Origin of the sequence: Duganella sp. BJB476 (assembly GCF_003416895.1) — a bacterium.
Taxonomy (GTDB): Bacteria; Pseudomonadota; Gammaproteobacteria; order Burkholderiales; family Burkholderiaceae_D; genus Rugamonas.
Map to the genome: position 1 here is coordinate 22307 of NZ_QVIO01000004.1, position 18648 is coordinate 40954.

17 protein-coding genes are annotated in these 18648 nt (G+C 63.6%); 13 read left to right on the forward strand and 4 right to left on the reverse strand.

Translation table 11 applies throughout. The annotated features are described in order from the left end of the window. The first annotated feature begins 30 nt into the window (after positions 1–30). The 4 genes from D0T21_RS16620 to D0T21_RS16635 are packed head-to-tail and all read left to right on the forward strand — an operon-like array spanning position 31 to position 3843. Positions 31–939 (forward strand): amino acid ABC transporter substrate-binding protein, encoded by a 909-nt coding sequence (locus tag D0T21_RS16620; RefSeq protein WP_116991901.1) that lies wholly within the window; start codon positions 31–33, stop codon positions 937–939. After that, positions 936–1667 (forward strand): amino acid ABC transporter permease, encoded by a 732-nt coding sequence (locus tag D0T21_RS16625; RefSeq protein ID WP_116991902.1) that lies wholly within the window; start codon positions 936–938, stop codon positions 1665–1667. The genes D0T21_RS16620 and D0T21_RS16625 overlap by 4 nt, the downstream gene beginning before the upstream one ends. Beyond that, positions 1667–2359, forward strand: a complete 693-nt coding sequence (locus D0T21_RS16630) for an amino acid ABC transporter permease (protein WP_116991903.1) — start codon at positions 1667–1669, stop codon at positions 2357–2359. The genes D0T21_RS16625 and D0T21_RS16630 overlap by 1 nt, the downstream gene beginning before the upstream one ends. 56 nt (positions 2360–2415) lie before the next feature. Further along, positions 2416–3843: an amidohydrolase family protein gene (locus D0T21_RS16635; protein ID WP_229211523.1), complete on the forward strand. Its 1428-nt coding sequence runs from the start codon at positions 2416–2418 to the stop codon at positions 3841–3843. 15 nt (positions 3844–3858) lie between these two features. Here the strand turns inward: D0T21_RS16635 and D0T21_RS16640 are convergent, their stop codons facing one another. Next, positions 3859–4761: a LysR family transcriptional regulator gene (locus D0T21_RS16640; RefSeq protein ID WP_116991905.1), complete on the reverse strand. Its 903-nt coding sequence runs from the start codon at positions 4759–4761 to the stop codon at positions 3859–3861. A gap of 105 nt (positions 4762–4866) precedes the next feature. Here D0T21_RS16640 and D0T21_RS32820 point away from each other — a divergent pair, with 105 nt between their 5' ends. Further along, positions 4867–6852 carry a zinc-binding dehydrogenase gene (locus D0T21_RS32820; RefSeq protein WP_116991906.1) on the forward strand — a complete coding sequence of 662 codons (1986 nt, stop codon included), beginning with the start codon at positions 4867–4869 and terminating at the stop codon, positions 6850–6852. Between the two features lie 14 nt (positions 6853–6866). Here D0T21_RS32820 and D0T21_RS16650 read toward each other — a convergent pair whose 3' ends face one another. Both D0T21_RS16650 and D0T21_RS16655 read right to left on the reverse strand, forming a co-directional pair. Then, positions 6867–7130 (reverse strand): Txe/YoeB family addiction module toxin, encoded by a 264-nt coding sequence (locus D0T21_RS16650; protein ID WP_116991907.1) that lies wholly within the window; start codon positions 7128–7130, stop codon positions 6867–6869. Further along, the gene (locus tag D0T21_RS16655; protein ID WP_116991908.1) at positions 7127–7369 is read right to left on the reverse strand and encodes a type II toxin-antitoxin system Phd/YefM family antitoxin; all 243 of its coding nucleotides are present in this window, start codon (positions 7367–7369) and stop codon (positions 7127–7129) included. The genes D0T21_RS16650 and D0T21_RS16655 overlap by 4 nt, the downstream gene beginning before the upstream one ends. Before the next feature lie 116 nt (positions 7370–7485). Between D0T21_RS16655 and pyrC the strand changes: the two genes are divergently transcribed. The 4 genes from pyrC to D0T21_RS16675 all read left to right on the forward strand — a co-directional run bounded on the left by pyrC (position 7486) and on the right by D0T21_RS16675 (position 11668). Beyond that, positions 7486–8538, forward strand: coding sequence for a dihydroorotase (pyrC, locus tag D0T21_RS16660; RefSeq protein ID WP_116991909.1), 1053 nt, complete (start codon positions 7486–7488; stop codon positions 8536–8538). Positions 8539–8541: 3 nt separating this feature from the next. Then, positions 8542–9339, forward strand: coding sequence for a DUF3025 domain-containing protein (locus D0T21_RS16665; RefSeq protein ID WP_116991910.1), 798 nt, complete (start codon positions 8542–8544; stop codon positions 9337–9339). Positions 9340–9384: 45 nt separating this feature from the next. Next, the gene (locus tag D0T21_RS16670) at positions 9385–10380 is read left to right on the forward strand and encodes a Gfo/Idh/MocA family protein (protein WP_116994439.1); all 996 of its coding nucleotides are present in this window, start codon (positions 9385–9387) and stop codon (positions 10378–10380) included. 70 nt (positions 10381–10450) lie between these two features. After that, entirely contained in the window at positions 10451–11668 is a 1218-nt protein-coding gene (locus D0T21_RS16675) for an MFS transporter (protein WP_116991912.1), read from the forward strand. A gap of 209 nt (positions 11669–11877) precedes the next feature. Here D0T21_RS16675 and recG read toward each other — a convergent pair whose 3' ends face one another. After that, a complete protein-coding gene (gene recG / locus D0T21_RS16680) occupies positions 11878–13944 on the reverse strand; it encodes an ATP-dependent DNA helicase RecG (protein ID WP_116991913.1) in 2067 nt (688 codons plus the stop codon). A 129-nt stretch (positions 13945–14073) separates the two neighbouring features. Here recG and queA point away from each other — a divergent pair, with 129 nt between their 5' ends. The 4 genes from queA (at position 14074) to secD (ending at position 18639) form a co-directional block, all read left to right on the forward strand. Then, positions 14074–15102, forward strand: coding sequence for a tRNA preQ1(34) S-adenosylmethionine ribosyltransferase-isomerase QueA (queA, locus tag D0T21_RS16685; protein WP_116991914.1), 1029 nt, complete (start codon positions 14074–14076; stop codon positions 15100–15102). Positions 15103–15110: 8 nt separating this feature from the next. Beyond that, positions 15111–16250 (forward strand): tRNA guanosine(34) transglycosylase Tgt, encoded by a 1140-nt coding sequence (gene tgt, locus D0T21_RS16690; protein ID WP_116991915.1) that lies wholly within the window; start codon positions 15111–15113, stop codon positions 16248–16250. Between the two features lie 125 nt (positions 16251–16375). Further along, on the forward strand, positions 16376–16711 hold the full coding sequence (gene yajC / locus D0T21_RS16695) for a preprotein translocase subunit YajC (RefSeq protein ID WP_116991916.1): 336 nt from the start codon (positions 16376–16378) through the stop codon (positions 16709–16711). A 65-nt stretch (positions 16712–16776) separates the two neighbouring features. Then, the gene (secD, locus tag D0T21_RS16700) at positions 16777–18639 is read left to right on the forward strand and encodes a protein translocase subunit SecD (protein ID WP_116994440.1); all 1863 of its coding nucleotides are present in this window, start codon (positions 16777–16779) and stop codon (positions 18637–18639) included. Positions 18640–18648 lie beyond the last annotated feature (9 nt).

Consider the following 18648-nt stretch of genomic DNA (forward strand, 5'->3'; position numbering starts at 1 on the left):
CGGTGCATTTTTTCTGCTTAGGGAGGAATCATGTCATTCACGCGGGTACTCATACTTCTGACCCTGGCCTGTCTCGGCGGCCAGGCCACAGCGCAGGAAGCCGGCGGCACGCTGGCCAAGATCAAGCGCACCGGAGCCATCACGCTCGGCGTGCGCGACGGCTCGATTCCCTTCTCCTACCTCGACGACAAGCAGCAGTACCAGGGTTATTCGGTCGACCTGTGCATGAAGATCGTCGTCGCGGTGCAGAGGCATCTCGGCATGCCGGTCAAGGTGGCGATGAATCCGGTCACCTCCGCCAACCGCATTCCGCTGATGGCCAACGGCACCATCGACCTCGAATGCGGCTCCACCACCAACAACGCGGAACGCCAGAAGCAGGTGGCGTTCGCGCCGACCATGTTCGTGATCGGCAGCCGGCTGCTGTCGAAGAAATCGTCGAACATCAACAGCCTGGCCGACATGAAGGGCAAGACCCTGGTGGCCACCGCCGGCACCACCACCCTCAAGCAGATGACCATGCTGAACGCCGAGAAGCAACTAGGCATGAACATCGTGGTCGGCAAGGATCATCCGGAATCGTTCCTGATGATGGAGACCGGCCGCGCGGCGGCCGAGGCCAATGACGATATCCTGCTGGCCGGCCAGGTGGCCAGCGCGCGCAATCCGGGCGAGTACGTGATCGGCAAGGAGGCCTTGTCGGTCGAGCCTTACGGGATCATGATGCGGCGCGACGATCCGGCCTTCAAGGCCGTGGTGGATGCGGCGCTGGTGCAGGCCTACCAGTCGGCGGAGTTCCCCAAGCTTTACCAGAAGTGGTTCCAGAGTCCCATCCCGCCCAAGGGAATTAACCTCAATTTCCCGATGCCGGAGCAGCTCAAGGCCGTCATCGCCAAGCCCACCGATTCGCCTGATCCCTCCGCTTACGGCGCGCGATGAACTACCACTGGAACTGGCGCATTTTCGGCGAGCTGTCGCCGGATGGCGTCCATACCTATTGGGACACGCTGATGTCCGGCCTGGCCTGGACGCTGGCGACCTCGCTGGCCGGCTGGGTGATGGCGCTGGTGCTGGGCTTCGCGGTCGGCGCGCTGCGCACGCTGCCGGGTCGCGTGCTGCCGCTGCTCGGCACCGCCTATGTTGAAGTGTTCCGCAACGTGCCGCTGCTGGTGCAGATGTTCCTGTGGTTCTTCGTCGCGCCCGAGCTGCTGCCGCAGGCGGCCGGCGACTGGTTGAAGGCGCTGCCGAACGCGCCCTTCGCCACGGCCGTGGTGTGCCTCGGCTTCTTCACTTCGGCGCGGGTGGCGGTGCAGGTCACGGCCGGCATCCAGGCGCTGGCGGGCGGGCAGCGCCTGGCGGCGCTGGCGCTGGGCCTGGACCTGCCGCAGACCTATCGCTTCGTGCTGCTGCCGCTGGCGGTGCGCATCATCCTGCCACCGTTGACCAGCGAATTCCTCAACATCATCAAAAACAGTTCCGTCGCGCTGACCATCGGCCTGATGGAGCTGACCGCCAGCGCGCGCGCGATCCAGGAGTTTTCGTTTCAGGTGTTCGAGGCGTTTTCGGCCGCCACGCTGATCTACGTCCTGGCCAACTTGGTGGTGATCGCCGCCATGCGGGTGCTGGAGCGGCGGCTGGCGCTGCCCGGCACGTTGGGAGCCCGCTAATGTTCGCGCAGTTCGACTTCGACGTCATCGGCCGCTCGTGGGTCTACCTGTTCCAGGTCGGCATGGCGTTCACGCTGGAGCTGACGGTGCTGTCGATGATGGGCGGCGTGGCGCTGGGTACCGTGCTGGCGCTGGGCCGCATGTCCAGCTTCAAGCCGCTGGCGCTGGTGACCGCAGCCTACGTCAACCTGATACGCGCGGTGCCGCTGGTGCTGGTGATTTTCTGGTTCTATTTCCTGGTGCCGTACGTCGCCGCGTGGGTGATCGGCGCGGCGGAGCCGGTCAAGGTCGGCACGTTCTGGTCGGCGCTGATTACCTTCACCTTGTTCCAGGCGGCGTACTACTGCGAGATCATGCGTGGTGGCATACAGGCGATCCCGCGCGGGCAGGTGCTGGCGGCGCAGGCGCTGGGACTGAAGTACTGGCAGGTGATGGCTCGCATCGTGCTGCCGCAGGCGTTCCGCAACATGCTGCCGGTGCTGCTGACGCAGACCATCGTGCTGTTCCAGGATGTGTCGCTGGTGTATGTGCTGTCGGTGCCGGATTTTGTCGGCGCGGCCAGCAAGGTGGCGCAGCGCGATGGCCGGCTTGTAGAAATGTACACTTTTGTGGCACTGGTTTACTTTGCGTTGTGCTGCCTGCTTTCATGGGTGGCAAGGCTGCTGCAAAAGCGTGTCGCCATCGTGCGCTAGGCTCTGGTAGTATCCTCGCCACTGCATTGTATAAACGGGGACACAGCATGCCATCCATGAAGAAAATAGCAGGCGCCATGCTGGCGCTTGGCCTTCTCGCCAGCGCGCATGCCGCTGACAAAATCGCCGTCGATCTGGTGCTGACCAAAGCCACGCTGATCGATGTAGCGGGCGGCAAGGCCGTCAAGGGCAAGTCCGTGCTGCTGAAGGGCGACACTATCGTTGCCGTGGTCGACGACCGCCAGCTGTCCGGCTACGCCGCCAAGCGGACCATCCGTCTGCCGGGCAAGTACCTGATGCCGGGCCTGTGGGACACCCATGTGCACTTCGGTGGCGGTCCCGCGCTGATCGAAGAGAACAAGCATCTGCTGGCGCTGTACCTGGCCAACGGCATCACCGCCGTGCGCGATTGCTCCGGCGACCTGCCGGACACCGTGCTGGCCTGGCGCGACCAGATCAAGGCCGGCCAGCTGGAAGGGCCGACCATCTTCACCTCCGGCGCCAAGCTGGAAGGCTACAAGCCGCTGTGGAAGGGCACCATCGAAGTCGGCACGCCGGAAGAGGTGAGCAAGGCGCTGGACGGCCTGCAGGCGCAGAAAGTGGACTTCGTGAAGATCACCGAGAACACGCTGAAGCCGGAGATCTACCTGGAAGCGCTGCGCCAGGCCAAGGAGCGCGGCATGCGCACCTCCGGCCACGTGCCGGTGCAACTGACGCTGGCGCAGATGTTCGACGCCGGCCTGGGCACGGTGGAGCATCAGTCCTACCTGCTGCGCTCCTCGACGCCGAAGGAGGCCGAGTTGACCGCGCAAGTGGCGGCCGGCACGCTGACCGGCAAGGAAGCGATGAAGCAGAGCCTCGCCACCTACGACGAGCCGACCGCGCGCGCATCGTTCCGTTATATGGCCTTGAAGGGCACCGCCGTGGTGCCGACGCTGTCGGTATCGCGCGTGGTGGCCTACCTGGACCGTGACGATCACTCGCACGATCCGGCCTTGCAGTACATCGGCAAAGGCCTGCGCGCCACCTACGACTGGCGCGTGCAGCGCGCCGCGCAGGACAACGCCGAGGCGATCGCGCTGCGCAAGGCGACGTTCGAGAAGTCGGCATCGCTGCTGCCGTTGCTGGCGCAGGAGGGCGTCAGCATCATCGCCGGCACGGATGCGGGCTTTTTGAATTCCTACGATTATCCAGGCCAGGCGCTGCATGACGAAATCGGCCTGTACGTGCAGTACGGCCTGACGCCGGTACAGGCCTTGCAGACGGCCGTGATCAACGGTCCGCGCTTCCTCGGCCACCTGGACCGCTACGGCAGCCTGGAAGCCGGCAAGTCCGCCGATCTGCTGGTGCTGGACGCGAATCCACTGCAAGACATCGCCGCCACCCGCAAGATACGCACGGTGGTCAGCCGCGGCCACGTTTACGATCGCGCGCGACTCGACAAGATGCTGGCCGAGACCAAGGCCTGGGTCGCGGCCCAGTAAGGACGGGCTCCGCGTCTACAGGGGCGTGGAGTATCCCCTCAAGCTGGCCTGCACGAAATCGATGAACAGCCTTACCCGCGACGGGATCAGGCGCGATTCGATGATCGCATACACGGGTATCGGCGCGAAGTCCCACTCCGGCAGCACGCGTTGCAACTGGCCGCGCTCCAGTTCCTCCAACGCCTCCGGGCCGGCGGAAATCGCTATGCCCATGCCCAGCGTTGCCATCTTCTTGCACATGCTGACGTTGTTGGCGGTGTAGCGGCCGCTGACGTCGACGGTTGCCGTCTTTTTGCGAGAGGACAGCGTCCACTGCGCCTTGCCTCCGCCGGGGAACTGGATCATGCACTGGTGGTTCACCAGGTCGTCGGGATGTTTCAGCGGCGGCGCGCCACGTAGATATGCCGGCGACGCGTACAGATAGCGCGGCAGCAGGCCGACCTGCCTGGCGATCAGCGTCGACGGCGTCGGCGGCGGTGTGCCCATGCGGATCGCGCAATCGAAGCCGTCGGTCACCAGGTCGACGCGGCGCGGCGTCAGGTCCATTTCAAAATCGATCTGCGGGTATTGTTCACCGAAGGCCTTCAGCGACGGCGCCAGGTAGGAGATCGCCAGGTCCACCGGCATCGATACCCGTAGCGTGCCACTGGGGCGTTCGGCCAGTTCCTGCAGCGATTCGTGCGCGATGCGGGCTTCGGCGACGATGCTCTCACAGCGGCGGAAGTAAGCCTGGCCGGCCTCGGTCAGCTCGACCTTGCGGGTGGAGCGGTGGAACAGGCGCACACCGATTTCTTTTTCCAGTTCCGAGATGCGGCGCGACAGCGTGGAGTTGGGCATGTCCAGCGTCTCGGCTGCGCGCCTGAACCCTCTGGCGTTGGCTACCGCCACGAACAATTCCATGCTCGATAAGAGTGACATTTCGATTGCTCCATCAGTGGATCAGTGATTTCATTTTAAGCTATTTATCCCAGGCGTGAATCAATGGATGATGGCTGCACATTCACTCACTTAGCGAGGCTCTCCATGAACACCTTATCGACAGCAGTGCAAATCGGCCGTTACACCCTGCGCAACCGCATGATCATGGCGCCCATGACCCGTTCGCGCGCCGACGATGCGAACGGCGTGCAATCCGAGCTGGCCGTCACCTATTACCGTCAGCGGGCCACGGCAGGCTTGATCGTCACCGAAGGCGTCTTCCCCAGCGCGATGGGCAAGGGTTATGTGCGCACGCCTGGCATATACAGCGACGAACAGGTGGCCGCATGGAAGAAGGTGACGGAGGCGGTGCATGCCGAAGGTGGCCGCATCTTCATGCAGCTGATGCATACCGGCCGCATCTCGCATCCGAGCATGCTGCCTGGCGGCGCGCTGCCGGTGGCGCCTTCCGCTATCAAGCCTGCGGGGCAGTCTTTCACGGCCTACGGCATGGCGGATTTCGTCACGCCGCGTGCACTGGAGACCTCGGAAGTGGCCGCCGTCGTGGAGGAATACCGCCTGGCGACGCGGCGCGCGCTGGAGGCGGGCTTCGATGGCGTTGAACTGCATGCGGCATCGGGCTACCTGCCGGAGCAGTTCCTGTCGTCGGGCAGCAACCGGCGCAGCGACCAGTATGGCGGCTCGATTGCCAATCGCGCTCGCTTCATCCTGGAGGTGCTCGATGCGATGGTTGCGGAAGCGGGCAGCGACCGTGTCGGCATCAAGATCTCGCCGGAGATGGGCTTCAACGACATCAAGGATGATGCGCCGGTGGAGACCTACGCCTACCTGGTGCGCCAGCTTGCGCCGCTGAACCTGGCCTATCTGCATGTGGCCAAGTTCAAGGCGGAATATGACTATCACGCCGCGCTGCGGCCGCTGTTCAACGGCGCCTACATCCTTGGCGGCGGCCAGACTAGCGAGTCCGGCGAGCAGCGCATCGCGGCCGGCGAGGCGGATGCGGTGGCCTATGGCAGCGCCTTCCTGGCCAACCCAGACCTGCCGCGCCGCTTCGCGTTGCAGGCGCCGCTCAATACGCCGAATCCGGCTCTGTTCTATGCGCCGGGCGCGCAAGGCTATATCGACTACCCGGCGCTGGCCGATGCCTCTGCAAACCGCGCGCTGCGCATCCATGCCTATGGCGGGGAGGAAGTGATGCAGTGGGATGACGTGCCGGCGCCGCAGCCAGGTGCGGGCGAAGTGCTGGTGAGGGTTGCTGCAGCAGGCGTCAACGGTCTCGATTGGAAGATTCGCGATGGCCTGGTCAAGGATGTGTTCCAGTTGCCGCTGCCCGCTACGCTGGGTCTAGAACTGGCTGGCGAAGTCGCCGCGGTCGGCGCGGGCGTGGAGGGCTATGCGACAGGCGACCGTGTATTCGGCGCGCTGGGTGGCTTGGGCGCCTATGCAGGCCATGTGGCGGTTGCCGTGTCCAAGCTGGCGGCGACACCGGTGGCCATGGACGACGCCACCGCTGCTGCGATTCCCGTCGCCGCGATGACGGCATGGCAGGCACTGTTTGAAACCGGCCAGCTCCAGCGTGGTGAGACGGTGCTGATCCATGGCGCCGCCGGTGGCGTCGGCAGCTACGCCGTGCAGTTCGCGAAGCAGGCCGGCGTCCGCGTACTGGTCACCGCACAAGGCCGCAATGCCGATCTGCTGCGCAGCCTTGGCGCCGATGAAGTGATCGACTACAAAACCACGCGCTTCAACGACGTGGCGAAGAATGTCGACCTGGTGTTCGATCTGGTGGGCGGCGAAACGCTGGACCGTTCATGGCAAGTGCTGTCGCCGCAGGGCCGCATCGTCAGCGTCGCCGCGCCGGACATCGCCCAGCGCGTGCCGGACGGCCGTCGCGGCAGCTGGCACGCGATGCATCCCGACGGCGCGCTGCTGGCGCGGATTGCGGCGCAGGTGGTGAGCGGCGAGTTGACCGTGGTGGTATCGGAGGTCGTCACAACGGAGCAGGCGGCAGCGGCTATCGAGCGCAATAAAACCGGCCATGGCGCAGGGAAGACGGTGGTTCGCTTCTAAGGAATCCGGCCGCGCTATGCGTAGTGCGTCCACATGCGCAGGATGCGAACAACATGCTGATCCGGGAAAACCTCATAGACGAGACGGTGATGTATGTTGATCCTGCGCGAGTAGGCGCCCGCCAGGTCGCCGACAAGTTTTTCAAAAGGCGGCGGGCGCGCGAAAGGATCTTTGGCCAGTAAGTCGAGAAGCGTCTGCACTTGCCGCTTCATTCCTGCTGCAGCAACTTTCTTTGCATCTTTCTGAGCCTGGTGGGAGTACACCAGTTGCCAGCTCACCAGATCAATTCCTTATCGCTGCCGTCAAGTGGTTCGGCGCGGGCGGCAAGGATGGACTCGCGCATTCCCGGCACGGACAGTAGATACAGCGTTTCCTGTATTGCACGCCAGTCATCGGCGGAGATAAGCACGGCGTCGTTGCGCTTGCCGGTGATCGTGATTGGCATGTGGCTGGCTGCGGTTTCGTCGATCAGGTTATAGAGCCGCGCGCGCGCGTCGCTGGCTGAAATGGTATCCATGACTGCTCCCTTGTTGCGTGATCAAAACGTACGCCTTAACGTACGTACTGTCAAGCGAGCGGCGCAAGAGGGTAAAATGGCGGTATTCGCCATTGATAGCCTGAAAGCCCGCCGCCATGTCCGACCTCGAACACACCCCAGACAGCATCACCATCGCCCGTCCCGACGACTGGCATTTGCACCTGCGCGACGGCGCCACCCTAGCCAGCGTGCTGCCGCATAGCGCGCGCCAGTTCGGCCGCGCCATCGTGATGCCCAACCTGAAACCGCCGGTGACCACCACTGCCGCCGCCGAGGCCTATCGCAACCGCATCATGGCGGCCCTGCCGGCTGGCATGAAGTTCGAGCCGCTGATGACGCTCTACCTGACCAACAACACGCCGCCGGACGAGATCCTGCGCGCGCAGGAAAGCGGCATCGTCCACGCGGTCAAGCTGTATCCGGCCGGTGCCACCACCAATTCCGACGCCGGCGTGACCGACCTGTCCAACTGCTACAAAACGCTGGAGATGATGCAGGAAGTGGGCATGCCCTTCCTGGTCCACGGCGAAGTCACCGACCAGGACATCGACCTGTTCGACCGCGAAGCCGTCTTCATCGAGCGCGTGATGCGCCCGCTGCGCCGCGACTTCCCGGCGCTGAACATCGTCTTCGAGCACATCACCACCAAGCACGCTGCGCAGTACGTGGCGGAAGCCGAAGGTCCGATCGCCGCGACCATCACCGCGCATCACCTGCTGTACAACCGCAACGACATCTTCAAGGGCGGCATCCGTCCTCACTACTACTGCCTGCCGGTGCTGAAGCGCGAAGAACACCGCCTGGCGCTGGTCACCGCCGCCACCAGCGGCGATGAGCGCTTCTTCCTCGGCACCGACTCCGCGCCGCACGCGCAGGGCGCCAAGGAAGCCGCCTGCGGCTGCGCCGGCTGCTACACCGCGCTGCACGCGATGGAGCTGTACACCGAAGCCTTCGAACGCGCCGGCGCGCTGGACAAGCTGGAAGCCTTCGCCAGCTTCAACGGCCCGGCCTTCTACAACCTGCCGCGTAACACCGACACCATCACCCTCAAGCGCGAGCAGTGGACGTTGCCGGAAACCCTGCCGCTGGCGGACCAACTGGTGGTGCCGCTCAACGCCGGCGAAACCATCAACTGGAAAATGGTATAAGCAGTGCTGCAAGCGATAGACTGGTCGCGTCCCTGGTACGACTCGGTCCTCACAGCGGCCGGCCAGCTTTCAGCGGACGTGCCCTTCATGGACACGTTCAACGCGCAAGCCGCAGCACTAGGCTTGCGCAATCATTTGGACCTGCCTATCTCCTTCGTTCCGCAGGAGTCGCTGCCTGACGGAACAGCCTACGAAGCCTTCATCGGCGCCACCGGCGGCGTGCCCACGCGCGACAATCTGCACGACTTCTTCAACGGCCTTGTGTGGCTTAGCTTCCCGCGCATCAAAGTGCAGCTGAACGCCTTGCAGGCGGCGCAGATCGAGCGCGATGGCGTCGGAAAATCGCGCGGTCCCGCGCGTGATGGCGCCACCATCTTCGACGAGAACGCAGCCTTGCTGGTGGTGCGCGACAGCTCCGCCGGCCATGCGCTGACGGCCGCGCTGCGCGACCATCAATGGCGCGCCGCCTTCATCGAGCAGCGCGCCAGCTTCGGGCCGGACGCGCAGGTATGGCTGTTCGGCCACGCGCTGATGGAGAAGCTGGTCGCGCCGCGCAAGGCGATCACCGCGCACACCCGCGTGGTGGTGGCCGGCGACGATTTCTTCGCCATGGACCACGACGCCCGCCGCCATTGGATCGACGCCAGGGTGGCGCAGGATCTGGCCGAACATGCCCTCAGCACCGCCGACTTCACGCCGATGCAGGCGCTGGGCGTGCCGGGTTGGTGGCCGGACCAGGACGACGCTTTCTACAACGACGCAACGGTGTTCCGCCCCAAACGCGCACCAGCGGTAAAATAGATTTTTTAACCGACTTCGCCGCCGACGCGGCAGAAAGAGCACGCCATGACGCAGGTAATTCGCTGGGGGATACTCGGCACCGGCAAGATCGCCAAGGCTTTCGCCATCGCCTTGCAGGACACGCCCGGCGCCAAGCTGGCCGCCGTTGCTTCGCGCAGTGTAGATAGCGCTACCACGTTCGGTGTCGAATATGTCGCGGAGCGCTTCCACGGCAGCTACCAGGCGCTTGCCGACGACCCCGAGGTCGACGTCATCTACATCGGCACGCCGCACCCCATGCACCACGAGAACGCGCTGATGTGCCTCCACGGCGGCAAGGGCGTGCTGGTGGAGAAGTCGTTCACCATGAACCGTCGCCAGGCCGAGGACATCATCAACCTGGCACGCCAGAAAAAGCTGTTCGTCATGGAGGCGATGTGGACGCGCTTCATGCCGGCCGTGGTGGAGGCCAAGCGCATCGTCGACAGCGGCGAGATCGGCGTGCCGGCCAACGTCAGCGCGGATTTCGGCTTTACCGCGGATGTGGGACCGGAGCATCGCCTGTTCGCGCCGGAGCTGGGCGGCGGCGCATTGCTGGACCTGGGCATCTATCCTCTCTCGATGGCGTCGTTCTTCCTCGGCCCTGTTACGGGTGTGAAGGCGCAGGCGGAGATGGGCGCCACCGGCGTCGACGTGCAGACCGCGTTCACGCTGAAGCACAAGGACGGCGGCGTGTCGTCGTGCGCATGCAGCCTGCGTTCGCGCACGCCGACCGAGTTGACGATCTCCGGCACCAAGGGCTTCGTGCGCCTGCACGACCGCTTCCACAACACCGAGACCATCACCGTCACGCTGGTGGATGGCGCCTCGCGCAGCGAGCGCACCGTCAACCTGCCGCGCAGCGGCAATGGCTATACCCACGAGGCGCAGGAAGTAGGGCGTTGCATCCGCGCCGGCCTGATCGAAAGTCCGGTGATGCCGCACGAGGAAACGCTGTCCATCATGGGCACGCTGGACGATATCCGCGCGCAGATCGGCCTGAAATACACCTTCGACAACTAAGGCCTTCAAGCGCGGGCGGTGGGAACTGGTTAGAATCGACAGATATCGTTTCCACAATCAGGTCCCTATCATGTTCGTCGCCTCCCGTGCTCCCTCCCTGAAAACCGTCCTGCTGGCTAGTGGCGTCGTCCTGACGCTGGCGATGGGCGTGCGCCACGGCTTCGGCTTCTGGATGCAGCCCATCTCGCAAGCCAACGGCTGGACGCGTGAAACCTATTCGCTGGCGCTGGCCTTGCAGAACCTGCTGTGGGGCGCGTTCGGCCCGTTCGCCGGCATGGCGGCGGACCGTTTCGGCACCATGCGCGTGGTGCTGGTGGGTGCGGCCAGCTACATGGCGGGGCTGGTGTGGATGGCACTGGTGAAGGATCCCACGTTATTTGTGATCGGCTCGGGCGTGTTCATTGGCCTGGCGCTGGCGTGTACCGCGTTCGGCGCGGTCAGCGGCATCATCGGACGCGTGGCGCCGGTGGAGAAGCGTTCCTGGGCGTTCGGCATCTCCGGAGCGGCCAGTTCCTTCGGCCAGTTTTTGATGATGCCGGTGGAGCAGCAGCTGATTTCCGCCGTGGGGTGGCAGAACGCCTTCTACCTGCTGGCCGGGCTGGTGGTGGCGTTGATGATACCGATGGCCTTCTACCTGCGCGAGCCGGCGGTGGCGCATGGCAGCGGCCCGCAGCAAAGCGTGCGCGAGGCGATGAGCGAGGCGGTAGGCAATCGCTCCTTCCTGTTGCTGGTTGCGGGTTATTTTGTTTGTGGCTTCCAGCTGGTGTTCATCGGCGTGCACATGCCGGCGTATTTGAAGGACAAAGGCATCGCCAGTCCAGGCGTGGCGGTGATGGCGCTGGCGCTGATTGGCTTGTTCAATATTTTTGGTTCGTACTACGCGGGCAAGCTGGGTGGCCGTTTCCCCAAGCGCTACCTGCTGTCGTCGATTTACTTCACGCGCGCCGTCGTCATCGGCCTGTTCCTGCTGGCGCCATTGACGCCGTACTCGGTGTACGTGTTCGCTGCTGCGATAGGATTTATCTGGCTGTCGACGGTGCCGCTGACGAACGGCATCATCGCCGGCATCTTCGGCGTCAAGCACATGTCGATGCTGGCGGGTGTGGTGTTCTTCTCGCACCAGGTGGGCAGCTTCATTGGCGTATGGCTGGGCGGCTACCTGTTTGCGAAGCTGGGCAGCTACGACATCGTCTGGGGTATCGCGATTGGATTGAGCATCATGGCCGGCCTGGTCAACCTGCCGATCAACGAGCGCGCCATTGAGCGCGGCGCCTTGAAGGCGGCCTAGCGATGAAAACCTGGCTACTGCGCGCGGCCGGCGTCTTGGTGCTGGCGCTGGTGTTCATGGCTTATCTGACGCCAGACTTCCTGCTGGACCTGGCCAACCGCTTCTACCTCTGCTTTTAACACTGGGGTCAAGTCTGACATTCGGACACGGCCTCTACCGTAGCGGTCGTTACGGCCGAGTCCGTGTCCGAATGTCAGACTTGACCCCAATTAGACTTTGAGGAACTCTTCGCGGCCGCCTAGCCAGCGGGCCAGGTGGGCTTCGACAGTGGCGGCTTTTTCGGGGGTGTTGGCGTGCAGCAGATCGTGGGCGACGTCACGCGCCTGGTCGACTAGCCAGCCGTCCGTCTCCAGGTCGGCGAAGCGCAGCATCGCCTGGCCGGACTGGCGGGCGCCGAGGAATTCGCCGGGGCCCCGGATCTCCAGGTCGCGGCGGGCGATCTCGAAGCCATCGGTGGTTTCGCGCATCGTCATCAGGCGCTGCTTGGCGACGCCTCCCAGCGGGCTTTGATACAGCAGCAGGCACACCGACGCCGCCGAGCCCCGTCCCACTCGCCCACGCAGCTGGTGCAGCTGCGACAGGCCGAAACGCTCCGCATGCTCGATCACCATCAACGATGCATTCGGCACGTCCACGCCCACTTCGATCACTGTGGTGGCGACCAGCACCTGCATCTCGTTGGCGCTGAAGGCGTCCATGACGGACTGCTTCTCGGCCGGCTTGAGGCGGCCGTGTACCAGCCCAACGTTCAGGTCCGGCAGTGCTTCCGCCAGCAGCGCGTGCGTGTCGGTCGCGGTTTGCAGTTGCAGAGCTTCCGATTCTTCAATCAGCGGGCAGACCCAGTAGATCTGACGACCTTCCAGCGCGGCCGCATGTACTCGCTCGATCACTTCATCGCGCCGGTTCTGGTCGATGGCACGCGTGACGATCGGGCTGCGGCCCGGCGGCAGTTCGTCGATCACCGATACTTCCAGGTCGGCGTAATAGGTCATCGCCAGCGTGCGCGGAATCGGCGTGGCCGACATCATCAGTTGGTGCGGGACCGCGCCCTCGACGCCCTTGTTGCGCAAGGTCAGGCGCTGGCCCACGCCGAAGCGGTGCTGCTCGTCGACGATCACCAGTCCCAGGTTGGCGAAGTTCACCGCCTCCTGGATCAGCGCGTGCGTGCCGATCACCAGCTGCGCCTCGCCGGATTCAATCAGCGCATACGCGGCTAGCTTTTCCTTTTTCTTCAAACTGCCCGTCAACCACGCGACCTTGACGCCCAACGGCTCCATCCACGCGGCGATCTTGCGGAAGTGCTGGTCGGCGAGGATTTCGGTCGGCGCCATCAGCGCGGCCTGGTAGCCGCTGTCGATCGCTTGCGCGGCCGCCAGCGCCGACACCACGGTCTTGCCGCTACCCACGTCGCCCTGCAACAGCCGCTGCATCGGATACGGATGGCGCAGGTCGGCGCGGATTTCGTTCAGCACGCGCTGCTGCGCGCCGGTCAGCTTGAACGGCAGCGCGGCCTGGAAGCTTTCGGACAGTGCACCGATGACGGTCAGCGCCGCCGCGCCCTTGGAGCGGCGCGCACGCTGCGCGCGCTTGAGCGACAGCTGCTGCGCCAGCAGTTCGTCGAATTTCATGCGGGTCCACGCCGGATGCGAACGGTCGAGCAGCGCGTGTTCGTCCACCTGCTGCGGCGGATAGTGCAGCAGCTTCACCGAAGGCTCGAAGTCGGACAGCTGCATCTGCGCGCGCAGCTGCTCCGGCAGCGTATCGGTCCAGGCGACCCGCTTCATCGCATCGCCGATGGCGCGCCGCAGTATCGGCTGCGACAGGCCTTCGCCCGATGGATACACCGGCGTCAGGGAAGTCGGCAGCGGCGCGCCTTCGTTGACCACCTTGTAGGCCGGATGCACCATCTCGGCGCCGAAGAAGCCGTGTTTCAGTTCGCCGCGCGCGCGCACCCGCGTGCCCTCGGCCAGCTGCTTGACCTGGCTGCCGTAGAAGTTCATGAAGCGCAGCTGCAAATCGCCCGTCTCGTCGGCGATATGCACCAGCAGCTGCTTGCGCGGCTTGTAGCTGATTTCATTTTTGACCACCAAACCCTCGACCTGTGAGGTCTCGCCGCCGTGCAGACGGGCCTCTTCGATGGTGATGACCTGGGTTTCGTCCTCGTAGCGCATGGGCAGGTGCAGCACCAGGTCCATATCGGTGTGCAGGCCCAGCTTGGCCAGCTTGGCTTCCGGGCTGACTGTCTTCTTGACGGTTTTGGAGGTTGAAACAGGCATATTGGAGCGTTTTTCGGGCACTAGCGTAAAATAGAGGGTTGGCCGCAGCAAAGCAACGCCGGTATTGTACGACTTGCACCGCCTTCGGGCCTATCCGAATTTTCTTCAACAGTTTCCAGAAGTCCGCAAATGTACTCGCTTTCCGATTTCGATTTTAACTTGCCGCAAGAGCGTATTGCGCAATTCCCGCTGCCAGACCGCAGCGCCTCCCGCCTGTTGCACCTGGACGGTGAGCAGATCATCGACCGTCAGTTCGCCGATATCGTCGGCCAGCTGCAGGCCGGCGACCTGCTGGTGATGAACGATACCCGCGTGCTGAAGGCGCGCTTCTTCGGCGTCAAGGAGAGCGGCGGCAAGATCGAGGCGCTGGTCGAACGCGTGCTGGACAACCGCACCGTGCTGGCCCAGGTGCGCGCGTCCAAGTCGCCCGGCCCCGGCGTCAAGATCCGCCTAGCCGATGCCTTCGACGTCACCGTCGGCGAGCGCGCCGGCGAGTTCTTCACCCTGCATTTCGACGCCGACGTGTTCGACCTGATCGAAGCGCACGGTCGCCTGCCGCTGCCGCCGTACATCGAGCACGATGCCGACTCGTTCGACGAAACCCGCTATCAGACCGTGTTCAACAAAGTGCCGGGCGCGGTGGCCGCGCCGACCGCCGGCCTGCACTTCGACGAGAAGCTGCTGGCCGAGCTGAAGGCCAAGGGCGTCAACTTCGCCTACGTCACGCTGCACGTGGGCGCCGGCACCTTCCAGCCGGTGCGCGCCGAGGTGCTGGCCGAGCACAAGATGCACACCGAGTGGTACACCATGCCACAGGAAACCGTCGATGCCGTGCGCGCCACCCGCGCCGCCGGCCGCGATGTGGTGGCGGTCGGCACCACCAGTCTGCGCGCGCTGGAGTCGGCCTCGCAGAGCGGCCAGCTGGAAGCGGGCAGCGCCGATACCGCGCTGTTCATCACGCCCGGCTACCAGTTCAAGACGGTCACCCGCCTGATCACCAATTTCCACCTGCCGAAGTCGACCCTGCTGATGCTGGTGTCGGCCTTCGCCGGTTTTGAAGAGATCCGCAAGGCCTACGCCCACGCGATCGCCAACGAATACCGTTTCTTCAGCTATGGCGACGCCATGCTGCTGACGACGCAAGCACGAGCAAAATAAGGAACAATATGCTGGAATTTAAACTACACAAGACCGACAGCAGCGGCCTGACCAAGGCCCGCCGCGGCGAAGTCAAACTGAACCACGGCGTGGTCCAGACCCCGATTTTCATGCCGGTCGGCACCTACGGCTCGGTCAAGGCGATGTCGCCGCTGGAGCTGAAGGAAATCGACGCCCAGATCATCCTGGGCAACACCTTCCATCTGTGGCTGCGCCCGGGCAATGACGTCATGGCCAAGTTCGGCGGCCTGCACGACTTCATGGGCTGGGACAAGCCGATCCTGACCGATTCCGGCGGTTTCCAGGTGTTTTCGCTGGGCGCGATGCGCAAGATCACCGAAGAGGGCGTCCACTTCAACTCGCCGATCAACGGCGACAAGCTGTTCCTGTCGCCGGAAGTGTCGATGCAGATCCAGCGCGTGCTGAACTCCGACATCGTCATGCAGTTCGACGAATGCACCCCTTATGAAATCGACAACCGCCCGGCCACTCTTGAGGAGGCGGCAAAGTCGATGCGAATGTCATTGCGTTGGGCGCAACGATCAAAAGACGAATTTCACCGTGGCGAGAACCCGAACGCACTGTTCGGCATCGTCCAGGGCGGCATGTTCGAGAACCTGCGCGACGAATCGCTGGCCAAGCTGGAAGAGATCGACTTCCCGGGCCTGGCCATCGGCGGCCTGTCGGTCGGCGAGCCGAAAGAAGACATGATGCGTATCCTGGCCCACGTCGGCCCGAAAATGCCAGCCAACAAGCCGCACTACCTGATGGGCGTCGGCACGCCGGAAGACCTGGTCAATGGCGTTTCCAACGGCGTCGACATGTTCGACTGCGTGATGCCGACCCGTAACGCCCGCAACGGCTGGATCTTCACCCGTTTCGGCGACGTGAAAATCAAGAACGCCCGTTACAAGGAAGACAAGGAACCGCTGGACAGCACCTGCTCCTGCTATGCTTGCCGCAACTTCTCGCGCGCCTATCTGCATCACCTGAACCGCACCCAGGAAATCCTCGGCGCGCGCCTGAACACCATCCACAACCTGCACTACTACCTGGACATCATGCGCCAGATGCGCGAGGCCCTGGATGAGGACCGTTTCCACGCCTGGACCCTGCAATTCCATGCCGATCGCGGTCGCGGCATCTGAATTAACTAAAAGTGTTGTAAGTCTTGTAAAAAGATTTATGTCACCCACATAGCCGGAAGACCTAGCGCCTTCCGGCCAGTGCTAGAATACAGCGCTATTTTTTCAAACTATTATCGGAGTCACCTGTGTTCATTTCCAACGCTTACGCCCAATCGGCTTCCCCACTCGACGCACTCGGCCTGGGCGGTAACCTCACCAGCTTCCTGCCGCTGATCCTGATGTTTGTTGCGATGTACTTCCTGATGATCCGTCCTCAGCAGAAGCGCGCGAAAGAACAGAAGGCCATGATGGAAGCACTGGCCAAGGGCGACGAAGTCGTCACCGCCGGCGGCGTGCTGGGCAAGGTCGTCAAGGTGACCGACCTGTACATCACCCTGGAAATCTCCAGCGGCGCCGAAATGACGGTGCAGAAGAATTCCGTCACCATGCTGCTGCCTAAGGGCACGCTGAAGGCGCTGTAATCAGTCCCGGCCCGCGCTACGCGGGCCTTATTGCATCCGACGCCTAACACTGAACGTTGAACAATATGAATCGCTATCCTCTCTGGAAATACATACTGATCGTAGTCGCCATTCTGCTGGGCGCGCTGTACACCGCGCCTAACTACTACGGCGAATCGCCTGCGGTCCAGGTCACGAGCGGCAAATCGACCGTCAAGATGTCGTCCGACATGGGCGCCAAGGTGGAAGAGGTGCTCAAGGGCGCCGGCATCGCCTACAACGGCATCGCCTTCGACGGCACCGGCACCTACGCTTCCGTGCGCGCCCGCTTCGCCGATCCGGACACCCAGTTCCGCGCCAAGTCGGTGCTGGAAAAGGGCCTGAACGCCGATCCGGCCGATCCGACCTACCTGGTCGCACTGAACCTGCAAAAAGACACGCCGAAATGGATGCAAGCCCTGCATGCGCTGCCGATGTACCTCGGCCTCGACTTGCGCGGTGGTGTGCACTTCCTGATGCAGGTCGATACCAAGGCGGTATTGGCCAAGCGCGTGCAAGGCATCCAGGCCCTGGCCCGTACCTCGCTGCGTGACAAGAACGTGCGTCACGCCGGCATCGACCGCGTGGGCGACACCATCGAAATCAAATTCCGCGACGACGCCACCCGCCAGAAGGCCAAGGACGTACTGCAAGGCCAGATGACCGACCTGCTGCTGGTCGATTCCGGCGAAGGCGATGCGCTGAAAACCACCGTCTCGCTGAAGCCGGTCGCGCTCAAGCAAACCATCGACGACGGCGTCAAGCAGAACATCTCCACGCTGTCCAAGCGCGTGAATGAACTGGGCGTGGCCGAACCTATCATCCAGCAGCAAGGTCCTGACCGCATCGTAGTCCAGCTGCCTGGCGTGCAGGACGTGGCGCGCGCGCGCGCCGTGATCGGCCGCACCGCGACGCTGGAAGTGCGCATGACCGATAACTCGATCACTCCTGGCACCGAGATGACGTCGGCGATTCCATTCAACTCCGAGTTGTTCACCGTCGGCCGCAACGTGCCGGTCGTGCTGAGCAAGGACATCGTCATTACCGGCGACTCCATCTCCAGCGCCACCGCCACCTACGACCAGAACCAGCAGCCTGCCGTCAGCATCACGCTGAACGGCGACGGCGGCCGCAAGATGCGCGACCTGACCCGCGACAACGTGGGCAAGCGCATGGCCATCGTGCTGTTCGAGAAGGGCAAGCCGGAAGTGCTGTCGGTCGCCACCATCCAGAGTGAATTCGGCAGCAGCTTCCAGATCACCGGCATGGGCAACGCGGAGAACTCTGCCGAGCTGGCGCTGCTGCTGCGCTCTGGCGCGCTGTCCGCACCAATGGACGTGATCGAAGAGCGCACCATCGGCCCGCAACTGGGCGCCGAGAACATCAACAAAGGTCTGCACTCGACGATGTACGGCTTCGCCGCCATCGCCATCTTCATGATGGCCTACTACATGATGTTCGGCTTCTTCAGCGTGCTGGCGCTGGCCTGCAACCTGTTGCTGCTGCTGGCGTTGCTGTCGCTGATGCAGGCGACCCTGACCCTGCCTGGTATCGCCGCGATCGCGCTGGCGCTGGGTATGGCGATTGACGCCAACGTGCTGATTAACGAACGTATCCGCGAAGAGCTGCGATCCGGCGCCACGCCGCAGGCTGCGATCGCCGCCGGCTTCGACCGCGCATGGGCCACCATCATCGACTCCAACGTGACCACGCTGATCGTCGGTATCGCACTGTGGGTGTTCGGTTCCGGTCCGATCCGCGGCTTCGCCGTGGTGCACTGCCTGGGTATCTTGACCTCGATGTTCTCCGCCGTGTTCATCTCGCGCGGTGTGGTCAACCTCTGGTACGGCCGCAAGAAGAAGCTGCAATCGCTCGCCATCGGTACCGTTTGGGTACCGGGTCTGAAATAACTCAGGGGT

Coding starts and splice junctions, on each gene's coding strand:
- tgt (WP_116991915.1), top strand. CDS start 15,111: ATGCTGGAATTTAAACTACACAAGACCGACAGCAGCGGCCTGACCAAG.
- D0T21_RS16620 (WP_116991901.1), top strand. CDS start 31: ATGTCATTCACGCGGGTACTCATACTTCTGACCCTGGCCTGTCTCGGC.
- D0T21_RS16655 (WP_116991908.1), bottom strand. CDS start 7,369: ATGGATACCATTTCAGCCAGCGACGCGCGCGCGCGGCTCTATAACCTG.
- queA (WP_116991914.1), top strand. CDS start 14,074: ATGTACTCGCTTTCCGATTTCGATTTTAACTTGCCGCAAGAGCGTATT.
- D0T21_RS16625 (WP_116991902.1), top strand. CDS start 936: ATGAACTACCACTGGAACTGGCGCATTTTCGGCGAGCTGTCGCCGGAT.
- D0T21_RS16630 (WP_116991903.1), top strand. CDS start 1,667: ATGTTCGCGCAGTTCGACTTCGACGTCATCGGCCGCTCGTGGGTCTAC.
- D0T21_RS16675 (WP_116991912.1), top strand. CDS start 10,451: ATGTTCGTCGCCTCCCGTGCTCCCTCCCTGAAAACCGTCCTGCTGGCT.
- D0T21_RS16670 (WP_116994439.1), top strand. CDS start 9,385: ATGACGCAGGTAATTCGCTGGGGGATACTCGGCACCGGCAAGATCGCC.
- pyrC (WP_116991909.1), top strand. CDS start 7,486: ATGTCCGACCTCGAACACACCCCAGACAGCATCACCATCGCCCGTCCC.
- D0T21_RS16635 (WP_229211523.1), top strand. CDS start 2,416: ATGAAGAAAATAGCAGGCGCCATGCTGGCGCTTGGCCTTCTCGCCAGC.
- D0T21_RS16640 (WP_116991905.1), bottom strand. CDS start 4,761: ATGTCACTCTTATCGAGCATGGAATTGTTCGTGGCGGTAGCCAACGCC.
- recG (WP_116991913.1), bottom strand. CDS start 13,944: ATGCCTGTTTCAACCTCCAAAACCGTCAAGAAGACAGTCAGCCCGGAA.
- secD (WP_116994440.1), top strand. CDS start 16,777: ATGAATCGCTATCCTCTCTGGAAATACATACTGATCGTAGTCGCCATT.
- D0T21_RS32820 (WP_116991906.1), top strand. CDS start 4,867: ATGAACACCTTATCGACAGCAGTGCAAATCGGCCGTTACACCCTGCGC.